This window comes from Ensifer sp. Root31, assembly GCF_001424825.1.
Lineage (GTDB): Bacteria > Pseudomonadota > Alphaproteobacteria > Rhizobiales > Rhizobiaceae > Ensifer > Ensifer canadensis.
On the sequence record NZ_LMCO01000065.1, the window covers coordinates 1 to 19,927 of the forward strand.

The window sequence follows — 19,927 nt, forward strand, 5'->3', positions numbered from 1 at the left end:
CCCGCCATCTCGAACTCGACCTCGGCCGCAACCATCCGCATGCCGAAATCGAACTGCCACCCGAACGCACCACAACACAGGACCGCGCAAGGGTCGCATTCCGCCCGACAAAGTGGAAGTTGTTCAGGGAGGGGCAGCCCGTCGCGAAGTCGAAACGGGACGAAGCCGCCACCGAAAAACCGCGACTGGTCGCGCAAGCCTGACCTTGCAAGAGCGCCAGCCCTAGCCGGCGCTCTTTGGATCAATGATTACCGCCCGCGTCGTGTTCTAGGAAGGGACGGGCAGCGACAACGGCGCCAAGTCGCGCATTGGCCGCTTCTTGGGATCATTCTCAGGCGCCTTGCGGCACGCGTAATTCTGCGCGTCCTGTAGCAGCGCCACGGCTCCGTCGTAGTCGATTTTGGTCGCGCGCCCATGGCGCACGACGCATTGTCCATCGACATAGACTTCCTCGATAGCGCGCTCTGCCGCGCAATGCAGCAGATTGCGCAAGGGGTCGTAAACCGGCTGCATCGCGTGGTGTTTCAGGTCAACGATGAGAAAGTCGGCTTTTGCGCCGACGGCAATCCGGCCGATATCGTCACGGCCAAGCGCGCGGGCGCCCGCAAGCGTTGCCGTATCGAGAATATCCGCGGTCGATACGTCGAACACGGATTTGCCCGAAAGCCTCGCACAGATCATCGCCTGGCGCATTTCTTCAAGCATGTTGAAGGGATAGCTGTCAGTCCCGAGGGCGACGTTGACGCCGGCGCGGCGATAGCGCCCGACCGATTCCAGCGCCATGCCGCTGCGCGAGAACGTCACCGGGCAATGGGCGACCGTCGTGCGCCGCTCTGCCAGCAGGCCGAGATCGATATCGGTGCGCTGGCGCGTCCAGGAATGGCTGTCGAGGAAGATGCAATGGCCAAGGATCAGGTTGTCGCCGAGGATCCCCAGGCTTTCCAGATACTGCACCGCGGTCAGGCCAGTCCGGCGCAGCATTTCCTCATGTTCCGCCATGGTCTGGGCGGAGTGGATGGTGATCGGCATGCCGCGCTTGCGCGCCTCTGCGGCCGCGTCTTGCAGCAATTCGGCCGAGCAGGTCTCGATCTGCGATGGCGCCACCACCCCGCCAAGGCGTCCGGAGGGATGGGCTGCGGCAGTGTCGAGGACATCAAGCGCCCGGGCGAAAGCCTCGCGGCCTCGAGCCTTGTCCCAGATGAAATCAAGGCGATGGCTGTCTTCGACATGCCATTGCGCTTCGCGGAAGCCTGGAGCGACGAAGGCGCGAGCACCGCTTCGCGCCAAGGTCGGCAGCCAGCTTTCATGCGGCCCGGCAATGTCCAGCAGCGTGGTGACGCCGCTACGCATGAGGTCGCCGAGCATCACGGTCAACGACGCCTCGATCGCGCCATCGTCGATTTCCAGCAGGTTGGAATACTCGTAGAGGGCGTTGCCCCAAAGTGCTGCCGTACCCGCGTCTTCGAAGATGCCCTTGGAGATCGGTTCCTCGCCGGAGTGGCAATGCACATTGACGAAACCCGGCATCACCATCCGGTCGGCACCGGAGGTTTCGCTGGCAAAGGCGCCGTCATAATGTCCTCCGACATGGACGAAACCGGTATCGTCATAGGCGACGTCGACGTCGTTGAGATAGACATGGCTTTTCGTCTCGGTGTCGAAGCCGACAACCGTATGCGCCCTGCGGATGACGTGAATATTGCTAGTCATGCGTGGTCCTGAAATATTGCTCGAGGAAACGGCTATAAGCGCCCATTAATGCGCTGAAAAAGAAGTAAACGACCGCAGCAAAGACGTAGCCTTCGAGCACGGCGATGCCCTGCCATTGCGGATCGCGCATGGCGGTGCGCACGGTATCGAGAAAATCGAGCAGGCCGACAATCGTCACCAGGGTCGTATCCTGGAAAAAGCCGATGAACAGACCGACGAGCGGCGGGATAACCTTCTTCAGGGCTTGCGGCAGCACGATCTTGCGCATGATCTGCCAGTAATGCAGCCCGAGCGAATGGCCCGCCTCGATCTGCCCCTTGGGAACGGCCTGCAATCCGCCGCGAACGATTTCGGCGATGTAGGCGGCGGCAAAGAGAATGATCGCCACCTGGGCCCGCAGTAGTTTGTCGATGGTGACACCATCGGGCATGAACAGCGGCAGCATGACGGTCGCCATGAACAGGATGCTGATCAGCGGTACGCCGCGGACGATTTCGATGAAGCCGACGCCGAGAATGCGGATCGCCGGCAGGCTCGAAGCACGCGCAAGCGCAAGTGCAATGCCGAGCGGCAAGGCGCAGGCGAGCCCGACGAAGGAAAGCATGAACGACAGCGGCAGGCCGCCCCACTGGGTGGTCGGCACGACGGTCAACCCGAACAGGCCACCGGCCATCAGCGCGTAAAGCGTCGGCAGGATCACCACGATCCATGTGACCGCAAGCGCCCGGCCCCAAGTGCGCGGCACCATCGACACGCCGCAAGCGCCGAGAAACAGCAGCATCGCCGTGAGCGGTCGCCACTGCTCGTCGAAGGGATAGAAGCCGAAGAAGACATAGCGCAGCTTGGTCGACAGGAACGGCCAGCAGGCGCCGCTTGAAACCTTGCACTCCGCCGGCGTGCCGGAAAAGATCGCGTCGACGAACAGCCAACCGATCGCGAGCTTGGCAAGGCCGAAGATCGTGCCGAGGCAAAGGATGGTGATCAGTGCGTTGCCCGGCGTTCCGAAATAGGCGGAAAGCCAGGTACGGTTGCGCACCATCGGGCGGGCGGCGGGCGCCATCAGGATCGGGTCGGCAACGAAGCCTTCGAACTGGGCCATGGCTCAGCGCTCCCTCAGCGCAACGCGCGCGTTGTACCAGTTCATCACCAGCGAGATCAGGATGGACAGGCCGAGATAGACGGCCATGAAGATGGCAATGGCTTCGATGGCCTGGCCGGTCTGGTTCATGATGGTGTTGGAAACCATCACCAGATCCGGATAGCCGATGGCAATCGCGAGCGAGCTGTTCTTGAAGACCGTGAGATAGGTGTTGGTCAACGGCGGCACGATAATACGCAGCGCCTGCGGCAGGATGACGAGTTTCAGCGTGCGCGAGCGCGGCAGGCCGAGGGCCGTCGCGGCCTCCCATTGTCCCTTGCTGACGGCTTGAATGCCGGCGCGCACGATCTCGGCGACATTTGCCGAAGCGCTCAACGTCAGGCCGATCAGCAGTGCCACGAATTCCGGGCGCACGTGATAGCCGCCGGTCAGGCGGAACCGGCCGAGTTCGGGGACATCCATCGAGACCGAGATGTCGGCGAACAGCAGTGTTGCCGCCAGCGGCAGCAGGAAGGCAAGCGCCGCTATGGTGGCAACGGGCATCTCCTTGCCCGTGGCAATCCGACGACGCGCAAGGACGCGCTCGATCGCAACAGCGGCAGCGGCGCCGACGAACAGGGCGATGAGGAGCGATTCAAAGCCGCTCGCCCATCGCATGGCCGGCATGACCAGACCGCTATTTGACAGGAACACGCCCGGCAGCATCTCGATCGCCTGCTTTACCGGCGGGAAAACGGAGATGATCAGCGAATACCAGAGCAGCAGATAGAGGAGCAGCGGCACATTGCGCAGCGCTTCGACATAGGCAAGCATCAGGCGCGACAGGACCGGATTGTGCGACAGCCTGCCGATGCCGACGAGCACACCGAGGATCGTACCGAAGAAGACGGCGAGTGCCGAAACCTTCACGGTATTGGCGATGCCGACAAGGATGGCACGGCCGAATGTGTCGGTCGGCTCGTAGGCGATCGCAGTCTCGGTGATGACGAAACCTGCCTGACGCGCCAGGAAGCCGAAGCCGGTGGCAATATCCTGCTTGGCAAGGTTGGCGCTCGCGGTGCTGAACATCGCCCAGGCGACGAAGACAACAGCGCCGATCGCGATCGTTTGATAGAGGAAGGCGCGGATGCGCGCGTCATAAAACAGGGACATGGCGACACGTCTGCCGGGCAAAGGGGAACGTCGAAGACGAAAAAGGCCCGCGCCAGGGCGCGGGCCGACGAATATCAACGGAACGGCGGTGCGTAGAGCAGACCGCCCTCGCTCCAACGGGTGTTCGGCCCACGGGTCAGGCCAAGCGCGGTCTTGGTGCCGAGGTTGCGCTCGAACACTTCGCCGTAATTGCCGACGCCCTTGACGATGTTGTAGCCCCACTTGTTGTCGAGGTTGAGCATCTTGCCGAGCTCTTCGTTGACACCGAGCATGCGCTGGATTTCCGGATCCTCGCTCTTCGTCATTTCGTCGACATTGGCCTGGGTGATGCCGCGCTCTTCGGCCGCCATCAGCATCCAGACGGACCAGGAAACGATATCGCGCCAGTTGGAATCGTTCTGCCGGACCGACGGAGCGAGCGGCTCCTTGGAGATGGTCTCGGGAAGGACGACATAGTCGTCCGGATTGTTGGCAACCGCACGGATCGACGCCAGGTCAGACCGGTCGGACGAGATCGCCTCGCAACGGCCCGAGAAGAAGGCGTTGCGGTTTTCATCCGGGCTTTCGAAAACAACCAGTTCGAACTTGCCGCCGATCGTGCGGAAGAAATCGCTGAGGTTCTGGGCCGTCGTCGTGCCGGGCAGTGTGCAGATCGCTGCGTCCGTCAGCTCCTTGGCGCTGTTGACACCGAGCGACTTCGGCACCATCAACCCCTGGCCGTCATAGAATACCGTCGGGCCGAAATCGAGACCGAGCGAGACTTCGCGCGAGAAGGTATGGGTGGTCTGGCGCGACAGCATGTCGATTTCGCCTGACTGCAGAGCCTGGAACCGGGTGTTGATGTTCGTCAGAACGAAATCGACTTTTTCCGGGTCGCCGAAAACAGCCGACGCAACGGCACGGCACACGTCCACATCGAAACCCTGCATGTGGCCCTTGGCGTCAGCCGTCGCAAACCCGGGCGTGCTCATCGAGACACCGCAGATCAGCTTGCCGCGCGCCTTGACTGTCTCAAGCGTGGTGGCGGCGCTGGCGGTGAACGCCGTGAGGCCGACCACGATGCCTGCTGCGGTGGCGCAAAGTTGCAGAATTCTTTTCTTCATTTTCCCCTCCCGTTGACTTCGACAATCTCCGCCTCTGCGGGTCATGCGATCCACGTCGCATGCCTCCTCCCGCCTAGGCACACAGCGGATCAACCCGCCGTGTCACCAATTGCATACGATAGCCGGATACGAATGGCAACATTACTGTATACAATATTGACGCGTATAGTTTGGAGACACTATCGAGGTTATGGGGCATGTATTGCAGACCCGCCCGGCTTGCTTGGGGGGACAGCGTTGTCTGAGAGATCAAGTCGCAGCGAGTCCGTCTATCGGTTGTTGCGCAGGCCGTCCTGGAGCACGCGCTGAAGCCCTGCACCAAGCAATCCGAAGACACGATCGCCGATCATTTCAAGGTCAGTCGCACCAGCGTTCGCGGTGCATTCGTGCGCCTGAATGCCGAAGGTTTCGTCGATCTCAGTGCCGACAGGAGTGCGTGTGTCTCCGACCGCGGCCGCTCTCCATCCGCCTTGCCGGCGAATATCACATCCTGCTTGCCGAACTGACGGGACCCCGGCGCAGACACGGTTCGTGCGTGAGGTGGTCTCACGCTGCTTGTTGATCTTAGCCCGCTTCGCGCGTCTGCGACGGATGGACTTAAGGATTAAGGCAGAGCCGAATACGACGTTGTGTTCATCATCTGCGGCATGAACTGTCGTCGGGTGAGAATCTCAGACGTCTCTTCTCCCACACTATCCTGCAACGTTGCCGGTATGCCGGGCGCGTCTTGCGAGGGAGGGAGTAAGCGATGCCAACAGAACTGGAATACATGAGCCGACAGGTTGCAGCGGGCCGCCTGTCACGACGGGAATTTTTGGGGAGGGCAGCGGCGCTCGGGGTGACGATCGCGTCTGCGCAGACATTGCTTGGCAGTGCCGCCCGTGCGGCGGGGCCAGTCAAGGGCGGGACGCTGCGGGCGGGCCTGGTCGGCGGCGAATCGACCAACAGCCTCGACCCTGCGACATGGGCGAGCCAGGTGCCATACACGCTCGGTCGCTGCTGGGGCGAGCAACTGCTGGAAGTCGCACCGACCGGCGAGATCGAGTACCGCCTGGCCGAGTCCTACGAGGCCTCCAGCGACGCAAAAACCTGGAGCTTCAAGATCCGCAAGGACGTCACCTTCCACAATGGCAAGCCTTTGACGCCGGCTGACGTGGTGGCAACGCTCGAGCGCCACGGCGATGCAGACTCGAAATCGGCGGCCCTGCCCTTTGTGCAGGAGTTCGAGACGATCAAGGCTGACGGCGACAATGTCGTGATCACCTTGCGGCAGCCCAATGCGGACATGCCCTATATCGTCAGCGACTACCACCTGATGATCCAGCCGAACGGCGGCAAGGACGATCCGACCGCCGGCATTGGCACCGGTCCTTACAAGGTTGTCGTGAACGAGGCGGGCGTAAAACACGTCGCTGAGCGCCACGAAGGCTATTGGGGATCGGCCGAACGCGGTCATGCCGACCAGATCGAAATCGTCGTCATCAACGATTCGACCGCGCGCACCGCGGCGCTGCAAAGCGGCCAGATGCATATGATCAACCGCATCGAGCCGAAGCTTGTCGAACTGATCAAGCGCCTTCCCGGCGTGGTCATCCGAAATGTGCCGGGCAAGGGGCATTACGTGTTCATTGCCCATTGCAACACCGCGCCGTTCGACAACAACGACCTGCGGCTGGCGTTGAAATATGCCGTCGACCGCGAGGAGATGGTGGCAAAGGTTCTCGGCGGTTATGGCACCGTCGGCAACGATACGCCGATGATCAATGGCTATCCGCTCTTCGACAACGACATCGAGCAGCGTGTCTTCGACCCTGACAAGGCGAAGTTCCACTACAAGAAATCCGGCCACGACGGCTCCGTGCTGCTGCGCACGTCCGACGTCGCCTTCCCCGGCGCCGTCGATGCCGCCCAGCTTTTCCAGATGAGCGCTGCCAAATGCGGCATCACCATCGACCTGAAGCGCGAACCGGGCGACGGCTACTGGTCGGATGTCTGGAACAAGCAGCCTTTCAGCATGTCCTATTGGACCGGCCGACCGACGCAGGATCAGGTCTATTCGATTGCCTATCTGTCGAAGGCCGAATGGAACGACACGCGTTTCCAGCGCGATGACTTCGACAAGTTGATCTTCGCCGCCCGCGGCGAACTCGACGAGGCCAAGCGCAAGGCGATCTATCGCCAGGCCGCAATGATGCTGCGCGACGAAGGCGGCGTCATCGTGCCGATGTTCAACAACTATATCGACGCCACCAACGACAAGGTCGGCGGGTGGGTCGACGATCCGAACGGCGAACTGATGGGCGGCCATGCCTTGACGAAGTGCTGGGTCACGGCCTGAACCAAGAGACGGCCGGAGGCCCTGATCAGGCTCTCCGGCTTTCATCAACGTCGCGAGCAGGCACCGCCATGGCGGCCCGCGTCTTTCAAGGGCAGCGCTCAGCGCATTTCCAGGAAAAGTGCGATGCCGCTTTCCGTCAGGAAATGCGTAAAAACAAACAGATAGAGCGTTTGTCCGGTTCCGTCTAAATCGGAAACGCTCTAGCGACGGTGGCGCAGCGACAGCAGGCCGTCATCGGCAATGCCTGCCTCGATATCATTGTAGCGGGCGAGCGTCAGGTGCGGCGTGTCTGCCGCGGCAGAGTGCGCGCCGGTGATCACGATGACTTCGGCGCCGGCGGCCTTGCCCGCGAGAATTCCGGCCGGAGCGTCTTCGAAAACGATGCAGTCTTCCGGCCGCACGCCAAGTTTTTCGGCGGCCAAAAGATAGCCCTCGGGATGGGGCTTGCCGACCGACACGTCTTCGCCGGTGATCATCAGCTTCGGCGTGGGAATACCTGCGGCCGCGAGGCGACGAACGGCAAGGTCGAGCGGCGCCGATGTGACGATCGCCCACTTCTCCGGCGGCAGTGAATTGAGGAAGGCGACAGCGCCCTCGATCTCGATGATGCCTTCGACGTCGGCGATTTCGGCGAGCGCGAGTTCGTGCGCCTCATGCTCCGGATCAACGCCCGGCAGTTCGAGCGTGCGGATCGTATCCACGGCGCGAACGCCATGTACCGTTTTCATCATTTCGACGGGGTCGAGCCCGTTCCGGACAGCCCAGGCGCCCCAGACGCGTTCGACGACGGCCATCGAGTTGAGCAGCGTGCCATCCATATCGAACAGGAGAGCGGCGAAGTTCTTGGCAAAGAGAGATGAAGGCGCGGTATCCAACGGTGATCCCCTGAAGCTGCAATGATGGGCGAGAAAGCCCGCCCGACAGTCCCGGCACACCTACAGCCTGGAGATCAGGGGCACAACGCAATTCGGTGTGCCCGTGATCATCTTCGGCAACGGTGAGTTACGAATGGTCAGCGCCACGCCCGGTGCTCAGAAAACCGATCGGGCCACCCGGAACGTCATCGTCAAAAATCGCGCAGGACAGACTGCCGCCAAACACGGCAGCCGAATCCACATTGGTCCGGTTGCCGACGGTGCGTGGATTGGAGCGGCTCGGCGTGTGGCCATGGCAAAGGTGTTTGCCCCAATAATCGCCGGAGTGATTGTCGGGCCGCCTGATCCACAGGAAGATTTCCTCGCCCTGGCGCTCCAGCGGCATGGTTTCATCGACGCCCGCATGGACGAAGATGCGAAACGGTTCGACGATAATGGAGGGAAGCTGCATCAGCCACTTCAAATGCGCTGCGGGAATAGTGTGATCGTAGGATGCCAGTGTCTCTTTGCCGCCGTTAAGCAGCCACCAGTCGACATCGCTCTCGCCGCTGCGTGCGCCGAGCAGCATTTCCTCGTGATTGCCCTTGAGCGTCAGCCAGGACCAGCCCTGCTTCTGCGGCCCTGCCATGATCAATTCAATCACGCCTCGGCTATCCGGGCCGCGGTCGATCAGGTCACCAAGAAAGATCACCCTGCCCTCGGGCGCATAGGTTTCGATCTGCCTCAGGAGCGCTTGAAGCTCGGTCAGACAGCCGTGGATATCGCCGACGGCAAAGGTCAGATGCTGCGCGCTCATGCGCCAGTCCTCCGGTACTCGACGAAAGGGTTGACGCCGCAACGGATGTTCGGCGCTTGGATGCGAGCGCCGATAGACTGCATGGATGGCAGAAACACGGCAAGGCCAGCGATGATCAAGCCGAAAAAGCAGCCAAGGCGCCGGTCAAGGATGGTGCGCCATCTTGGGCTCGATTTGAACCACTGAGAACCCACTGATTAACGGCGGGAGTTTCCCTTGGCAATCGCCGAGCTGGCAATGGAGACCGGATCGCTTGCCGGGAAGGTATCTTCGAGACCTTCGTCGAGTTGTTCTTCCATGGTTTTACGGTCATGTGCAGTCCGCGCATTGGGCATCGGGCGCAGCGCGGCGGCACTTGCGCGCGGATCTGGCGTATCCTGCAATTTTTCATCGGCTCCGAGCGCGGCGGACAGAATGTCCTTTGCCCTCGTCACCGCATTCAACCTGTTCAGCGATCCTTCCGCATCCTGCGGACATGTCACCGTGACGACCTCGCCCTCGGCGCCAACGAACTCGACCGTGAAGCCGGCCTTGCCGGCGCGTTCAGCGGAAACCTGTATTCCGACGACCTGCATCAGTCTCTCCCTCTGCAAAAGCATGGATCGCCGGCGCCGATTGGCGCTGGCGTCTTTGCCACCCTTCGTTTGCATTGCCGCACTGTGGCGCAAACGAGTGTCCATTCAGGGAAGTGCGCAGATGGTTGCTTTGTTCCACCGGTCGATCAGATTTGTACCGGATCCGCGGTCGGACCGATCGTTTAGAGCGCCTTCGCACCCGGCATGATCGTTGCCGGGACAATCGGCGCCGGCAGGTCTTTTGCCGTATCGGCGGCCTGGAAGGCGGAACCGTTCGATTTGCCGGGCGGATCCTGCCGGGTGCAGTTGGCGAAGGCATCAAGCTCGCGATTGTAGACCTTCGTCTCGACATCCATCATGCCAAGCACGGTGTGAAACAGGTTATCGTGCGATTTCGGCTGATCCGTCTCCTTGGCAAGGCAGCTTGTGTCGACGCCCATTGCCGCCTGATACGGTTTCGAGAACCATGTGACGAAGGGAACCTGAGTCTGCTCGCGCGGCGCGATCGCATAGGGCGCGCCGTGCAGATAGATACCGTTCTCGCCAAGGGATTCGCCGTGGTCGGACATGTAGATCATCGCGCCAGAGATGTCGTTCTGATGCTTCTCCAAGAGGCGGGAAACGCTTGCCAGCACATGGTCCGTGTAGAGGATGCTATTGTCGTAGGCGTTGGTGATTTCTTCGACTGAGCATTTCATCAGCTCAGCTGTGCGGCAATCCGGTTTGAACTTCCGGAACTTTTCCGGATAACGCAGATAGTAGGATGGGCCATGGCTGCCGAGCTGGTGCAGCACGATAACGCTGTTCGACTTGGTCGCCGTCAGCTTCTTGTCCAGTTCGCCGAGGAAAATCTCGTCAAGGCATTCGCCATTGTTGCACAGCGGGCTGTTCTTCTGGTTCGTCATGCTGGCGAAGCTGATGAGGTCGGCAATGCCCTTGCTGCCGGTATTATTGTCCCACCAGGACACAGAAACGCCGGCGCGGGTCAGAACGTTCACGAGGTTTTCGGTCGAGCGGGCCTTCCACTCCGTATACTCGTTGCGCGGATAGACCGAGAACATGCAGGGAAGCGAGATCGCCGTTGCCGTGCCGCAGCTCGTCGTGTCGGTATAGTTGATCGCGCCGAGAGATTTGAGCTCCGGATTGGTTTCCCTGCCATAACCGTTGAGCGAGAAGTTCATCGCCCTGGCGGTTTCACCGGCAACGACGACCACGACAACCGGCTTGCCCGCCGCGGCGACACGCGCACCCTGCCGGGCGTCAGTGCCTAACGGCTGCACGGCAATATTGCGCTCCTTATAGGTCGAGGATGCGTATTTTAACGCAGCGGAAACCGGCCCGGTGGGATTGAAGCGCTTCATCAGATCCTTGTGCTCGCGAATGACATAGGCAACGCTTGCAAAATCCGAATAGATCAGCCCGCCGCTGACGAGCACGCAGGGAATGACAATGGCAAGAGTGGTTGCTGTCTTGGGCAGGACCCGCTGGTGGCGTACCTTGACCCAGACCACGAACAGTGAAGGAACGACAGCATAGAGAAACAGATGCAGCACCAAGCTGCCGGTCAACAGATGGCTCGCCTCGGCCTGCGTCGTCACGGCAGCGTTGCCGATCATGTCCTTGTCGATGATTACTCCGAAGTAATCGATGAAATAGGCAGCCGCCGCGGAAGCGACTATGAGAAAGATCAACACCGGCTTCATGATGTACTTGGCCGACACCAGCATCATACCCGCGAAGGTTGCGAGCGTCATTGCGGCGCCGAAGGACAAAAGCGACAGTCGCGAGTGATCGAAGTAGATCGCAGCGTGCGTCCAGAAGGAATTGTTGGTGATAGCGAGCAAATAAACGCTGACGATTGCACTGAGCGTAATGCTGCCGAGCTCTGGCCGGCGGATTTTCGTGACCATCAAAACAGTCTTCTCCTGCTGCGACTGCCGGGCCGATTTTGCTTTACGGCCGATGCTGTCGCGGGCATCCAGTAGAGGCGGAGGCCACGTCATGCGGGCTCGCCGGTTCGACTACAGCCTGCCCCTGCTCTGTCGAGATACGCCCCATAAGCTGTCGAAACCCCGTCAAGATTGCTCATTACCTCTGCGGCACCCGCTTTGGTTGGCGTGCGCGGGGGAGTTGGCAGCCCTTGAGAAAGCCCATATGGTCGAACGAAGAATGGTCATGCCGAGACGACTCGATGCGCCTGCTCCTGGTTGAAGACAGTCCGCGACTGGTAGAACTGGTCGGAGAGACCATGCGCGATGCGGGCTGGCGGCTCGACGCCGTTTCGAGCGTTTCGGACGCTGAAGCGGCAATCGCGGCTCAGGAACACGACCTGATTCTGCTTGACCTCGGCCTGCCGGATGGCGACGGCCTGACACTGCTGCGCCGCGTTCGCCAGGAATATCCGGGGCTGCCCGTCTTGATCATCACGGCGCGAGGATCGGTCGATGAGCGCATTGCCGGACTGGATGCCGGCGCCGACGACTATCTGGTCAAGCCCTTTCATCACCGGGAGCTCTTGTCGCGTTGCCGAGCGATGTTGCGGCGCAATCCGCAAGCGGTGCAGCCGGTTCTCGAGGCAGGCGCCCTACGCTACGACCCTGCAACCGCGGACCTGACATGTGACGGCATTGTTGTACCGCTACCGCCGCGAGAACGCTCGCTGATCGAAATCCTGATGCGCGAGGTCGGCCGGGTCGTTCCGAAGCGCAGGCTGGAAACCGCACTTTCGGAATATGGCCAGGAGATTAGCCCCAATGCGCTGGAGTTGGCCGTTTCCAGGGTGCGCAAACGGCTGCAGGTCTACGAGACCGGCATCCAGATCGAGACCGTACGCGGGATCGGCTATCTGCTCAGGCGGGCCTTATGAAGCACTCGTCGCTGATCGGCATCGTTGCCCGCCGCATCGTGGCGTTCTCGCTACTCGCCATGGCAATCCAGATCGGCGTCGTCTTTGCAGATTACTGGTTCGACGACGACAAGCTCAGCGTTCTCATGCTGCAACAGGAGACGGAGGCTCTTTCGCGTGCCATCCACGTCCGCGACGGCGTTGTAAGTTTCGAACCGGATCGCGAACTGAGGGAACGCTATATCGACCGCCATGATCGCGATGGCTCGATCTTCCTCAGGGTCCGAACGGAGACGGGTACGCCGCTCTATTCAAACTGCACGACGGAATGCGCCGAGCATTTTCTTCCAATGAGCATCGACGCGCCGAATTTTTGGAAACGCGAAATTCAACCAGGCAAACCGTTCAGCGTCGCCGGCGGACAAACCTTCGAGCGTGCCGGGGCGACTGTCCTGGTCGAACTGGCGATCCTGAGGGACCCGAACGGCTTCATGTACGGCGCACTGCTGCACGAGATGTTCGATTCCATGATCGTGCCGATGACCTTGATGTTCTGCCTCGTCATCGGCGCGACGATCTGGTCGATCCGCAGCGCATTGAAACCGGTGGCCATGGCGGCTGCGGCGGCAGATCGGTTGGATCCCCGCGATAGCGGTGCTCGGCTGCCACTCACCCGCATGCCCGAGGAGATCGCTCGCCTGGTCAGTGCCGTCAACCGCATGCTGGCGCGGGTCGCCGACCTGGTCCAATCCCAGAAACTGTTCTCCTCCTCCATAGCGCACGAGATCCGCACCCCCGTTTCGATCGCAAAAATGGAACTCAGCCACATCAACGACCCTCGCGCCCGCAATGCCGAACGTGACCTCGATGCCCTCACGCATATTCTCGAGCAGCTGACCTCGCTTGCCCGGGCCGATGCCGTCGACCCTTCGGCCTATCAATCGGCCAGCCTCTCGCAGATCGGTGCGAGCCTCGCAGAGGCGATCGCGCCATTTGTCTTTGATCACGACAAATCGCTGGAATTCGTCGACGAAGGAACGCCTGCGGTCACGGTTATCCCGGCGCTCGTCGAAAACATGCTGCGCAACCTGATCGAGAACGCGGTCAAGCATAATCCGCCGGGCACCCGCATTGTGCTGACCTGCGGCCCTGGCGCGATCGTCAGCGTCGAGGACAACGGCAAGGGGCTCGTCGATCTTCCGGAACATCACGAAGATCTCGGCTATATCAAGCGTACGGGACAGCTCGGCCTCGGCTTGAAAATCGTCCAGCGCATCAGTGAGCTGCATGCCGCCCCGATCGCCTTCGAGACCGCATCGGATCAAGGCACGAAGATTACCATCGACTTCTCTGCCGCCCGATCGGATGGGTCGCAGACCTGACGACCGATACGCGGGAGGCCCAGGCCCGCGATGCTTCCGACGCAGGCGCCGTGCATATATTTTAATCCGTCGCGTTTTTTTGGATGTGGATTTCCTGCCCAATTCTCCGTCATGTGCTATTGGGCTGGGCAATTAGTCATTCTGCCGCCCGCGAGTTGCCATGTCGAAGGCCAGTGCCTATCTCAAGCGTTTCATCCCATCGCTCGTCCCCGTCAGCCATATGGAGCGGCTGCGCGCGTCGCTTGGCGCGCTTGTCGGCATTCTCCTGACCGGCCTCGTCAGCACTCTGGCACTTGGTGCCGATGCCAATCTGCCCCTGCTGATCGCGCCGATGGGCGCTTCCGCGGTCCTGCTGTTCGCCGCGCCGTCCAGTCCGCTGGCACAGCCCTGGTCCATCCTCGGCGGCAACATCGTGTCGTCGCTGATCGGCGTCACCTGCGCGCTTCTCATTCCGGAACCGGTGGTCGCGGCGGCCGTTGCCGTTGGACTTGCGATCGCCATCATGCTGTTGCTCGGCTGCCTTCATCCGCCGAGCGGCGCGGTCGCCCTGACCGCCGTGCTTGGCGGCACATCGATCCATGAGGCCGGCTACTGGTTCGTGTTGTCGCCGGTCGCGATCAATTCCGCGCTCATCCTCGTCGTCGCGCTGTTGTTCAACAACGCCACCGGCCGCCGTTATCCGCACCTAGCGCCCGCCGGCAACACGCACCGCACCGATGACCCGCCGCCGATGCAGCGTCTCGGCATCGTGCCGGAAGATTTGCAGGCGGTGCTGGCGCAATATGGCGAAGTTGTCGATATCAGCCCGGACGAACTCGATGCGCTCATTCATCAGGCGCAGATCCGCGCGTTCAATCGGCGCTCGGGCGAAATCACCTGCGGCGAAGTCATGTCACGCGACGTGGCGACGGCGACGCCGGAAACCTCACTGCGCAAAGCCTGGCAGACATTGCTCGAGCACGACATCAAGGCCCTGCCGGTGGTCACGGAAAAAGAAGGCCTCGTCGGCATCGTCACCCAGACCGACTTCATCAAGCATACGATGCTGGCACAGCACGGCGGCCTCAGGCAGCGCCTCGGCAACGTCATCGGATTCGGCCCGAAGCCACCACGGCTGGTTTCCGAGATCATGACGCGTCGCGTCCAATCGGCACTGCCGGAAACGATGATCGCCAAGCTCGTCCCGCCGATGGCTGACATGGGCCTGCACCACATGCCTGTTGTCGACGCCGACAACCGATTGGTCGGCATCATCACGCAATCCGATCTGATCGCCGCCCTTTTCCAGCGAAGGCTGGAAAATGACGAGCGCGACGTCGCGTAGTCTCGCACTTTAGCGTTGGGCCTTTCGAGGGCGACACTGCCAAGCCATCTTCTAGAAAAATGGCGCGCGATCCGTCGGCTTGCTTTTATGCACATTCATTCGATTGACTTAATCACTCGAATGCCGCAATGTGCGCACGTGATGAAAAACAAAAACTCCCAGCCCACACCAAAACCCGATCGCGGCGACCTCACCAAAGAGAAGCTGCTTTCGACCTCGATCGACGTCTTTGGACGCTATGGCTTTGACGGGGCAAGTACTCGAAAACTCGCAGATGCGGCCGGCGTCAACCTGCAGGCGATCCCCTACTACTTCGGCGGCAAGGAAGGCCTCTACATCGCCGCAGCCGAGCATCTGGCGGCGATCATCGGCGGGCATGTCGCCGATCTGCGAACCGTGATCTTGGAACGCCTTGCACGGCTTGATGCGGAAGGTGGCGCCATGAGCCCAACGGAGGCACGCGCCTTGCTGACGCAGATGGCCCAGCGCATGGTCGGCCTGTTCGTCAGCCGGCAGTCCGAGAGCTGGGCCCGGTTCATCATCCGCGAGCAGATGGAGCCGACGGAAGCCTTCGCACGGGTTTACGAAAACATCATGGGGCCGATGATCGGCATTGCCGGCCGACTGGTCGGCGCGATCCTTGGTGAGGACCCGGCATCGGAGCAGGTCCGGCTGAAGACGCTGTCTTTCGTCGGCAGCATCCTCGTCTTCCGCATGGCGCATGCCGCACTGCTACGGCAGATGCGGTGGGAGGCCGTCGGCCCCGCCGAACTGGAGATGCTGCAGCGCCATGCCGCCGGCCTCGTCGAAGCGCTCGGAGAGAATGGGGAGCGCCGCCCATGAACCGGAAAGTACTCATCCCGGTCGTCCTCCTCGCCGGAGCAGTCGCTGCCGGCTGGTGGTTCGAGCTACCCTTGCGGCTTGGATGGACCGAACAGCGCTCGGCCTCAGTGCTTTACGGCAATGTCGATATCAGGCAGGTGTCTCTCGGCTTTCGCGTGAGCGGGCGCATCGACAAGCTTGCTGTCGACGAAGGAGATCCAGTCAAGACGGGCGATATCCTCGGCAGCCTCGACGCCACGCCTTTTCAACAGGCGGTCGACGCGGCCGAGGCGGACCTCGGTGCGCTGCGCGCCAATCTTGAAAAGCTGAAAGCCGGTGCACGCAAGACCGAGATCGCTCAGGCGCGCGCCGCCCACGAGGAGCGTCTCGCCGATCTCCAGAATGCCGAGCTCGCCTATAAGCGCGCCCGACAATTGCGGCCGAATGGCACGATTTCGCAAGCGAATCTCGACGAAGCAAGCGCCGCTCGCGCCGCGGCGGCCGCTCGCGCCACCTCCGCCCGCGAAGCACTTGCACTGCTTGAGGAAGGAAGTCGGGTCGAAGACATCGCGGCTGCCACCGCACAGGTGCAGGCTGCCGAAGCCAAGCTTGCCAGCGCGCGCACTTCGCTTTCCGATACGCAGTTGCTGGCGCCGAGCGACGGCATCGTGCTTTCCCGTGTACGCGAGCCCGGCGCGATGATTGCGCCAGCAGATACCGCCTATGTGCTTTCGCTGAATGAGCCCGTCTGGGTTCGCGCCTACGTCGCCGAACCCGACCTTGGCCGTGTGCATCCCGGCATGAAAGTCGAGATCGTCTCGGATACGGCCCCGGACCGGCCCTATGAGGCAACGGTAGGCTTTATTTCTCCGGTTGCCGAATTCACGCCGAAGTCGGTCGAAACGCCGGAACTGCGCACCGATCTCGTCTACCGCCTGCGTATCGTGGTAACCAAACCGGGAGAGGATCTGCGCCAGGGCATGCCCGTCACCGTACGTCTGCCACCGGCTGAAGGGCGCGTGCCATGACCGACGAACCCTTCGTTCGGATCTCCGGCGTGGTAAAGCGCTTTGGCGAGCGCGCGCCCGCGCTCGATCATATCGACGGGGAAATTCTCGGCGGTCGCATCACCGGCCTGGTCGGCCCCGACGGTGCGGGAAAAACCACCCTGATCCGGTTGATGACCGGCCTGATGCTGCCCGACGAGGGCACGGTGGACGTGCTGGGCTTCGACACCGCGAAGGATCCCGCCAGCATTCAGGCGTCCATAGGCTATATGCCGCAGCGCTTCGGCCTTTATGAAGATCTGAGCGTGCAGGAAAACCTCGATCTCTATGCGGACCTGCGCGGCCTTCCGCTCGCCGAACGCACTGCGACATACGACGAGTTGCTCGAATTCACCGACCTCAAGCGCTTTACGTCGCGCTTGGCGGGCAAGCTTTCCGGTGGCATGAAGCAGAAGCTCGGGCTTGCCTGCGCGTTGCTCCGCAAACCACGCCTGCTGCTGCTCGATGAGCCGGGCGTCGGCGTTGACCCGATTTCCCGACGTGACCTCTGGAAGATGGTCGAAAACCTGACGGCCTCCGGCATCGGCGTTGTCTGGTCCACGGCCTATCTCGACGAGGCGGAGGCCTGCGACGGGGTGTTGCTGCTGAACGAGGGCAAGCTGCTTTTTGCCGGCGCGCCCGCCGAGTTGACGGGGCGCGTCGCCGATCGTGTCTTCAAGATTTCCGGCATCACGGGACGCCGCCGCGAGGTGCTTGCGCGATATCTCGACGAAGACGGCGTCGTCGACGGTGTCATCCAGGGGGAAGCTATCCGCCTTGTCATGGCATCAGGGGTAGCCCCGCCATCGGCATCGCCAGAGAGGAACGACGCCGCGCCGCAAGCGACGGTGACGCCGCCGCGTTTCGAAGATGCATTCATCGACATGCTCGGCGGCGGTCCGGGCGGTCGCTCGAAACTGGCCGAGGCGCAGACGCCGTTTAGGAACGAGAACGGCAGGCCAGTGATCGAGGCCCATGGCCTGACAAAGCGCTTTGGCGATTTCACCGCTGCCGACGACATCACCTTCGAGATTCCACGTGGCCAGATTTTTGGACTTCTCGGGCCCAATGGCGCCGGAAAATCGACGACGTTCAAGATGCTCTGTGGACTGTTGAAGCCGAGCGCCGGCGAAGGACGCGTCGCCGGCTTCGACCTGCGCCGCGACGCCGCCGAAGCGCGCAACCGCCTTGGCTACATGGCTCAAAAATTCTCGCTCTACGGCGATCTCAGCGTCGCGCAGAACCTGAATTTCTTTGCCGGTGTCTATGGCCTGTCCGGCGAGCGCAAGCGGGAGCGGACGCGATTGATGGTCGAGATTTTCGGTTTCGGCCGTCTGCTCGACATGTCCGCCAAGGACCTGCCGCTCGGCCTCAAGCAACGCCTTGCCCTTGCCTGCGCCGTTTTGCACGAACCGGAAGCGCTGTTCCTTGACGAGCCTACCTCGGGCGTCGATCCAATCACCCGTCGCGAGTTCTGGACCCACATCAATGGCCTCGTCGAAAAGGGCGTGACGGTGCTGGTCACCACCCACTTCATGGACGAGGCAGAGTATTGTGATCGGATCTCGCTCATCTATCGCGGGCGCTCGATCGCGCTCGGCTCGCCGGACGACCTGAAGAAGCAGGTGGCCGATGCGGCCAACCCCGACCCGACGATGGAAGACGCCTTTATCGCCCTGGTGCAGGGGTCTGAAGAAAAACAGGCCGCGGCATGAATACGTCGGCACAAATCGAAACGCCGACGACCGGACGCGGACGCCGCTTTGCAGCACTTGTGCGCAAGGAGAGCTACCAGATCGTCCGCGATCCGAGCAGCATCCTCATCGCCTTCGTCCTGCCACTGATCCTCTTGTTCCTGTTCGGCTACGGCGTATCGCTCGATACCACGCAAACGCGCATCGGCCTGGTGGTGGAGCAGGAGATGCCCCTGACGCGCGATCTCGCCGCAGGCTTTCAGGCATCGCGCTACTTCTCCGTCAGTCTCGGCCGTGACCGTCGCGATTTCGAAGACGATCTCGTGCTCGGGCGTATCCGTGGGATCGTCATCATCCCTGCCCGCTTTGCCGCCGATCATGCCGCCGGACGACACCCGGCATTACAGGTTCTCGTCGATGGCTCGGATCCGAACACCGCCAACTTCGTGCAGAACTATGCCCAGGCTACAGTCGCCAACTGGGAGCGCCAACGGCTCGAGGAGGATGCCGGCCGGCCGCCGGCAATCTCCGCGGAGCAACGGTTCTGGTTCAACCCGGAGCTGACGAGCCGGAACTTCCTCGTGCCCGGCTCGATCGCCATCGTCATGACCCTCGTCGGCACGCTTTTGACCTCACTGGTCGTCGCGCGCGAGTGGGAGCGCGGCACGATGGAGGCGATGATGGCAACGCCCGTATCGGCAGCGGAGCTGCTCGCCGGCAAGCTGTTGCCCTATTTTCTGCTCGGGCTGGCGTCGATGACGCTCTGTGTACTTCTCGCGGTCTTCCTTTTCGGCGTCCCGTTCCGCGGCTCCGTTGCAGCCCTGTACGCGCTTTCGGCGACGTTCCTGATGCCGGCGCTCGGCCAGGGTCTTCTGATTTCCGCGGCCACCAAGAACCAGTTCCTGGCCTCGCAGCTTGCGCTGATCTCGGCCTTCTTGCCGGCCTTTCTGCTGTCCGGATTCCTGTTCGAGATCAACTCGATGCCGACTGTCATCCAATGGATCACCTTCATCGTGCCAGCCCGTTATCTCATTCCGAGCCTGCAAACGGTGTTTCTGGCAGGCGACATCTGGCCGATGTTCCTGCAGGCGATCGCCGTCATGCTGCTGATCGGCTGCGTGTTTTTCGCGCTCGCGGCCCGAAGCACCCGCAAGAGGATTGGTTGA

16 protein-coding genes and 1 pseudogene are annotated in these 19,927 nt (G+C 61.7%); 9 read left to right on the forward strand and 8 right to left on the reverse strand.

The annotated features are described in order from the left end of the window. Nucleotides 1-203, forward strand: a pseudogene (locus ASD00_RS42185) (sulfate ABC transporter ATP-binding protein); the annotation flags it as partial. Between the two features lie 64 nt (nucleotides 204-267). Here the strand turns inward: ASD00_RS42185 and ASD00_RS33040 are convergent. From ASD00_RS33040 to ASD00_RS33055, 4 genes are all read right to left on the reverse strand, one after another. Further along, the gene (locus ASD00_RS33040) at nucleotides 268-1,710 is read right to left on the reverse strand and encodes an amidohydrolase family protein (protein WP_057211208.1); all 1,443 of its coding nucleotides are present in this window, start codon (nucleotides 1,708-1,710) and stop codon (nucleotides 268-270) included. Next, nucleotides 1,703-2,809: an amino acid ABC transporter permease gene (locus tag ASD00_RS33045; RefSeq protein ID WP_198956823.1), complete on the reverse strand. Its 1,107-nt coding sequence runs from the start codon at nucleotides 2,807-2,809 to the stop codon at nucleotides 1,703-1,705. Before ASD00_RS33045 ends, ASD00_RS33040 begins: the two co-directional genes overlap by 8 nt. 3 nt (nucleotides 2,810-2,812) lie before the next feature. After that, nucleotides 2,813-3,961, reverse strand: coding sequence for an ABC transporter permease subunit (locus ASD00_RS33050; protein WP_057211210.1), 1,149 nt, complete (start codon nucleotides 3,959-3,961; stop codon nucleotides 2,813-2,815). A gap of 74 nt (nucleotides 3,962-4,035) precedes the next feature. Beyond that, entirely contained in the window at nucleotides 4,036-5,064 is a 1,029-nt protein-coding gene (locus ASD00_RS33055; RefSeq protein ID WP_057211213.1) for an amino acid ABC transporter substrate-binding protein, read from the reverse strand. A 748-nt stretch (nucleotides 5,065-5,812) separates the two neighbouring features. Between ASD00_RS33055 and ASD00_RS33060 the strand changes: the two genes are divergently transcribed. After that, on the forward strand, nucleotides 5,813-7,402 hold the full coding sequence (locus tag ASD00_RS33060) for an ABC transporter substrate-binding protein (protein WP_057211215.1): 1,590 nt from the start codon (nucleotides 5,813-5,815) through the stop codon (nucleotides 7,400-7,402). A gap of 200 nt (nucleotides 7,403-7,602) precedes the next feature. Here ASD00_RS33060 and ASD00_RS33065 read toward each other — a convergent pair whose 3' ends face one another. The 4 genes from ASD00_RS33065 to ASD00_RS33080 all read right to left on the reverse strand — a co-directional run bounded on the left by ASD00_RS33065 (nucleotide 7,603) and on the right by ASD00_RS33080 (nucleotide 11,561). Further along, nucleotides 7,603-8,277: an HAD family hydrolase gene (locus ASD00_RS33065; RefSeq protein WP_057211217.1), complete on the reverse strand. Its 675-nt coding sequence runs from the start codon at nucleotides 8,275-8,277 to the stop codon at nucleotides 7,603-7,605. A gap of 127 nt (nucleotides 8,278-8,404) precedes the next feature. Next, nucleotides 8,405-9,073, reverse strand: coding sequence for a metallophosphoesterase family protein (locus tag ASD00_RS33070; protein ID WP_025428707.1), 669 nt, complete (start codon nucleotides 9,071-9,073; stop codon nucleotides 8,405-8,407). Nucleotides 9,074-9,270: 197 nt separating this feature from the next. Beyond that, complete coding sequence (locus tag ASD00_RS33075) at nucleotides 9,271-9,648, reverse strand: hypothetical protein (RefSeq protein ID WP_025428706.1); 378 nt, start codon at nucleotides 9,646-9,648, stop codon at nucleotides 9,271-9,273. A gap of 182 nt (nucleotides 9,649-9,830) precedes the next feature. Then, nucleotides 9,831-11,561: a phosphoethanolamine--lipid A transferase gene (locus tag ASD00_RS33080; protein WP_025428705.1), complete on the reverse strand. Its 1,731-nt coding sequence runs from the start codon at nucleotides 11,559-11,561 to the stop codon at nucleotides 9,831-9,833. A gap of 278 nt (nucleotides 11,562-11,839) precedes the next feature. Between ASD00_RS33080 and ASD00_RS33085 the strand changes: the two genes are divergently transcribed. From ASD00_RS33085 to ASD00_RS33115, 7 genes are all read left to right on the forward strand, one after another. Further along, a complete protein-coding gene (locus ASD00_RS33085) occupies nucleotides 11,840-12,514 on the forward strand; it encodes a response regulator transcription factor (RefSeq protein WP_025428704.1) in 675 nt (224 codons plus the stop codon). Beyond that, entirely contained in the window at nucleotides 12,511-13,875 is a 1,365-nt protein-coding gene (locus ASD00_RS33090; protein ID WP_025428703.1) for a HAMP domain-containing sensor histidine kinase, read from the forward strand. Before ASD00_RS33085 ends, ASD00_RS33090 begins: the two co-directional genes overlap by 4 nt. A 160-nt stretch (nucleotides 13,876-14,035) precedes the next feature. Beyond that, a complete protein-coding gene (locus ASD00_RS33095; RefSeq protein WP_057211219.1) occupies nucleotides 14,036-15,199 on the forward strand; it encodes an HPP family protein in 1,164 nt (387 codons plus the stop codon). A 141-nt stretch (nucleotides 15,200-15,340) separates the two neighbouring features. Continuing rightward, the gene (locus ASD00_RS33100) at nucleotides 15,341-16,042 is read left to right on the forward strand and encodes a CerR family C-terminal domain-containing protein (RefSeq protein ID WP_107027242.1); all 702 of its coding nucleotides are present in this window, start codon (nucleotides 15,341-15,343) and stop codon (nucleotides 16,040-16,042) included. Next, complete coding sequence (gene hlyD, locus ASD00_RS33105) at nucleotides 16,039-17,049, forward strand: secretion protein HlyD (protein ID WP_025428700.1); 1,011 nt, start codon at nucleotides 16,039-16,041, stop codon at nucleotides 17,047-17,049. Before ASD00_RS33100 ends, hlyD begins: the two co-directional genes overlap by 4 nt. Next, nucleotides 17,046-18,782: an ATP-binding cassette domain-containing protein gene (locus tag ASD00_RS33110; protein WP_025428699.1), complete on the forward strand. Its 1,737-nt coding sequence runs from the start codon at nucleotides 17,046-17,048 to the stop codon at nucleotides 18,780-18,782. Before hlyD ends, ASD00_RS33110 begins: the two co-directional genes overlap by 4 nt. Further along, complete coding sequence (locus ASD00_RS33115) at nucleotides 18,779-19,927, forward strand: ABC transporter permease (protein WP_025428698.1); 1,149 nt, start codon at nucleotides 18,779-18,781, stop codon at nucleotides 19,925-19,927. The genes ASD00_RS33110 and ASD00_RS33115 overlap by 4 nt, the downstream gene beginning before the upstream one ends.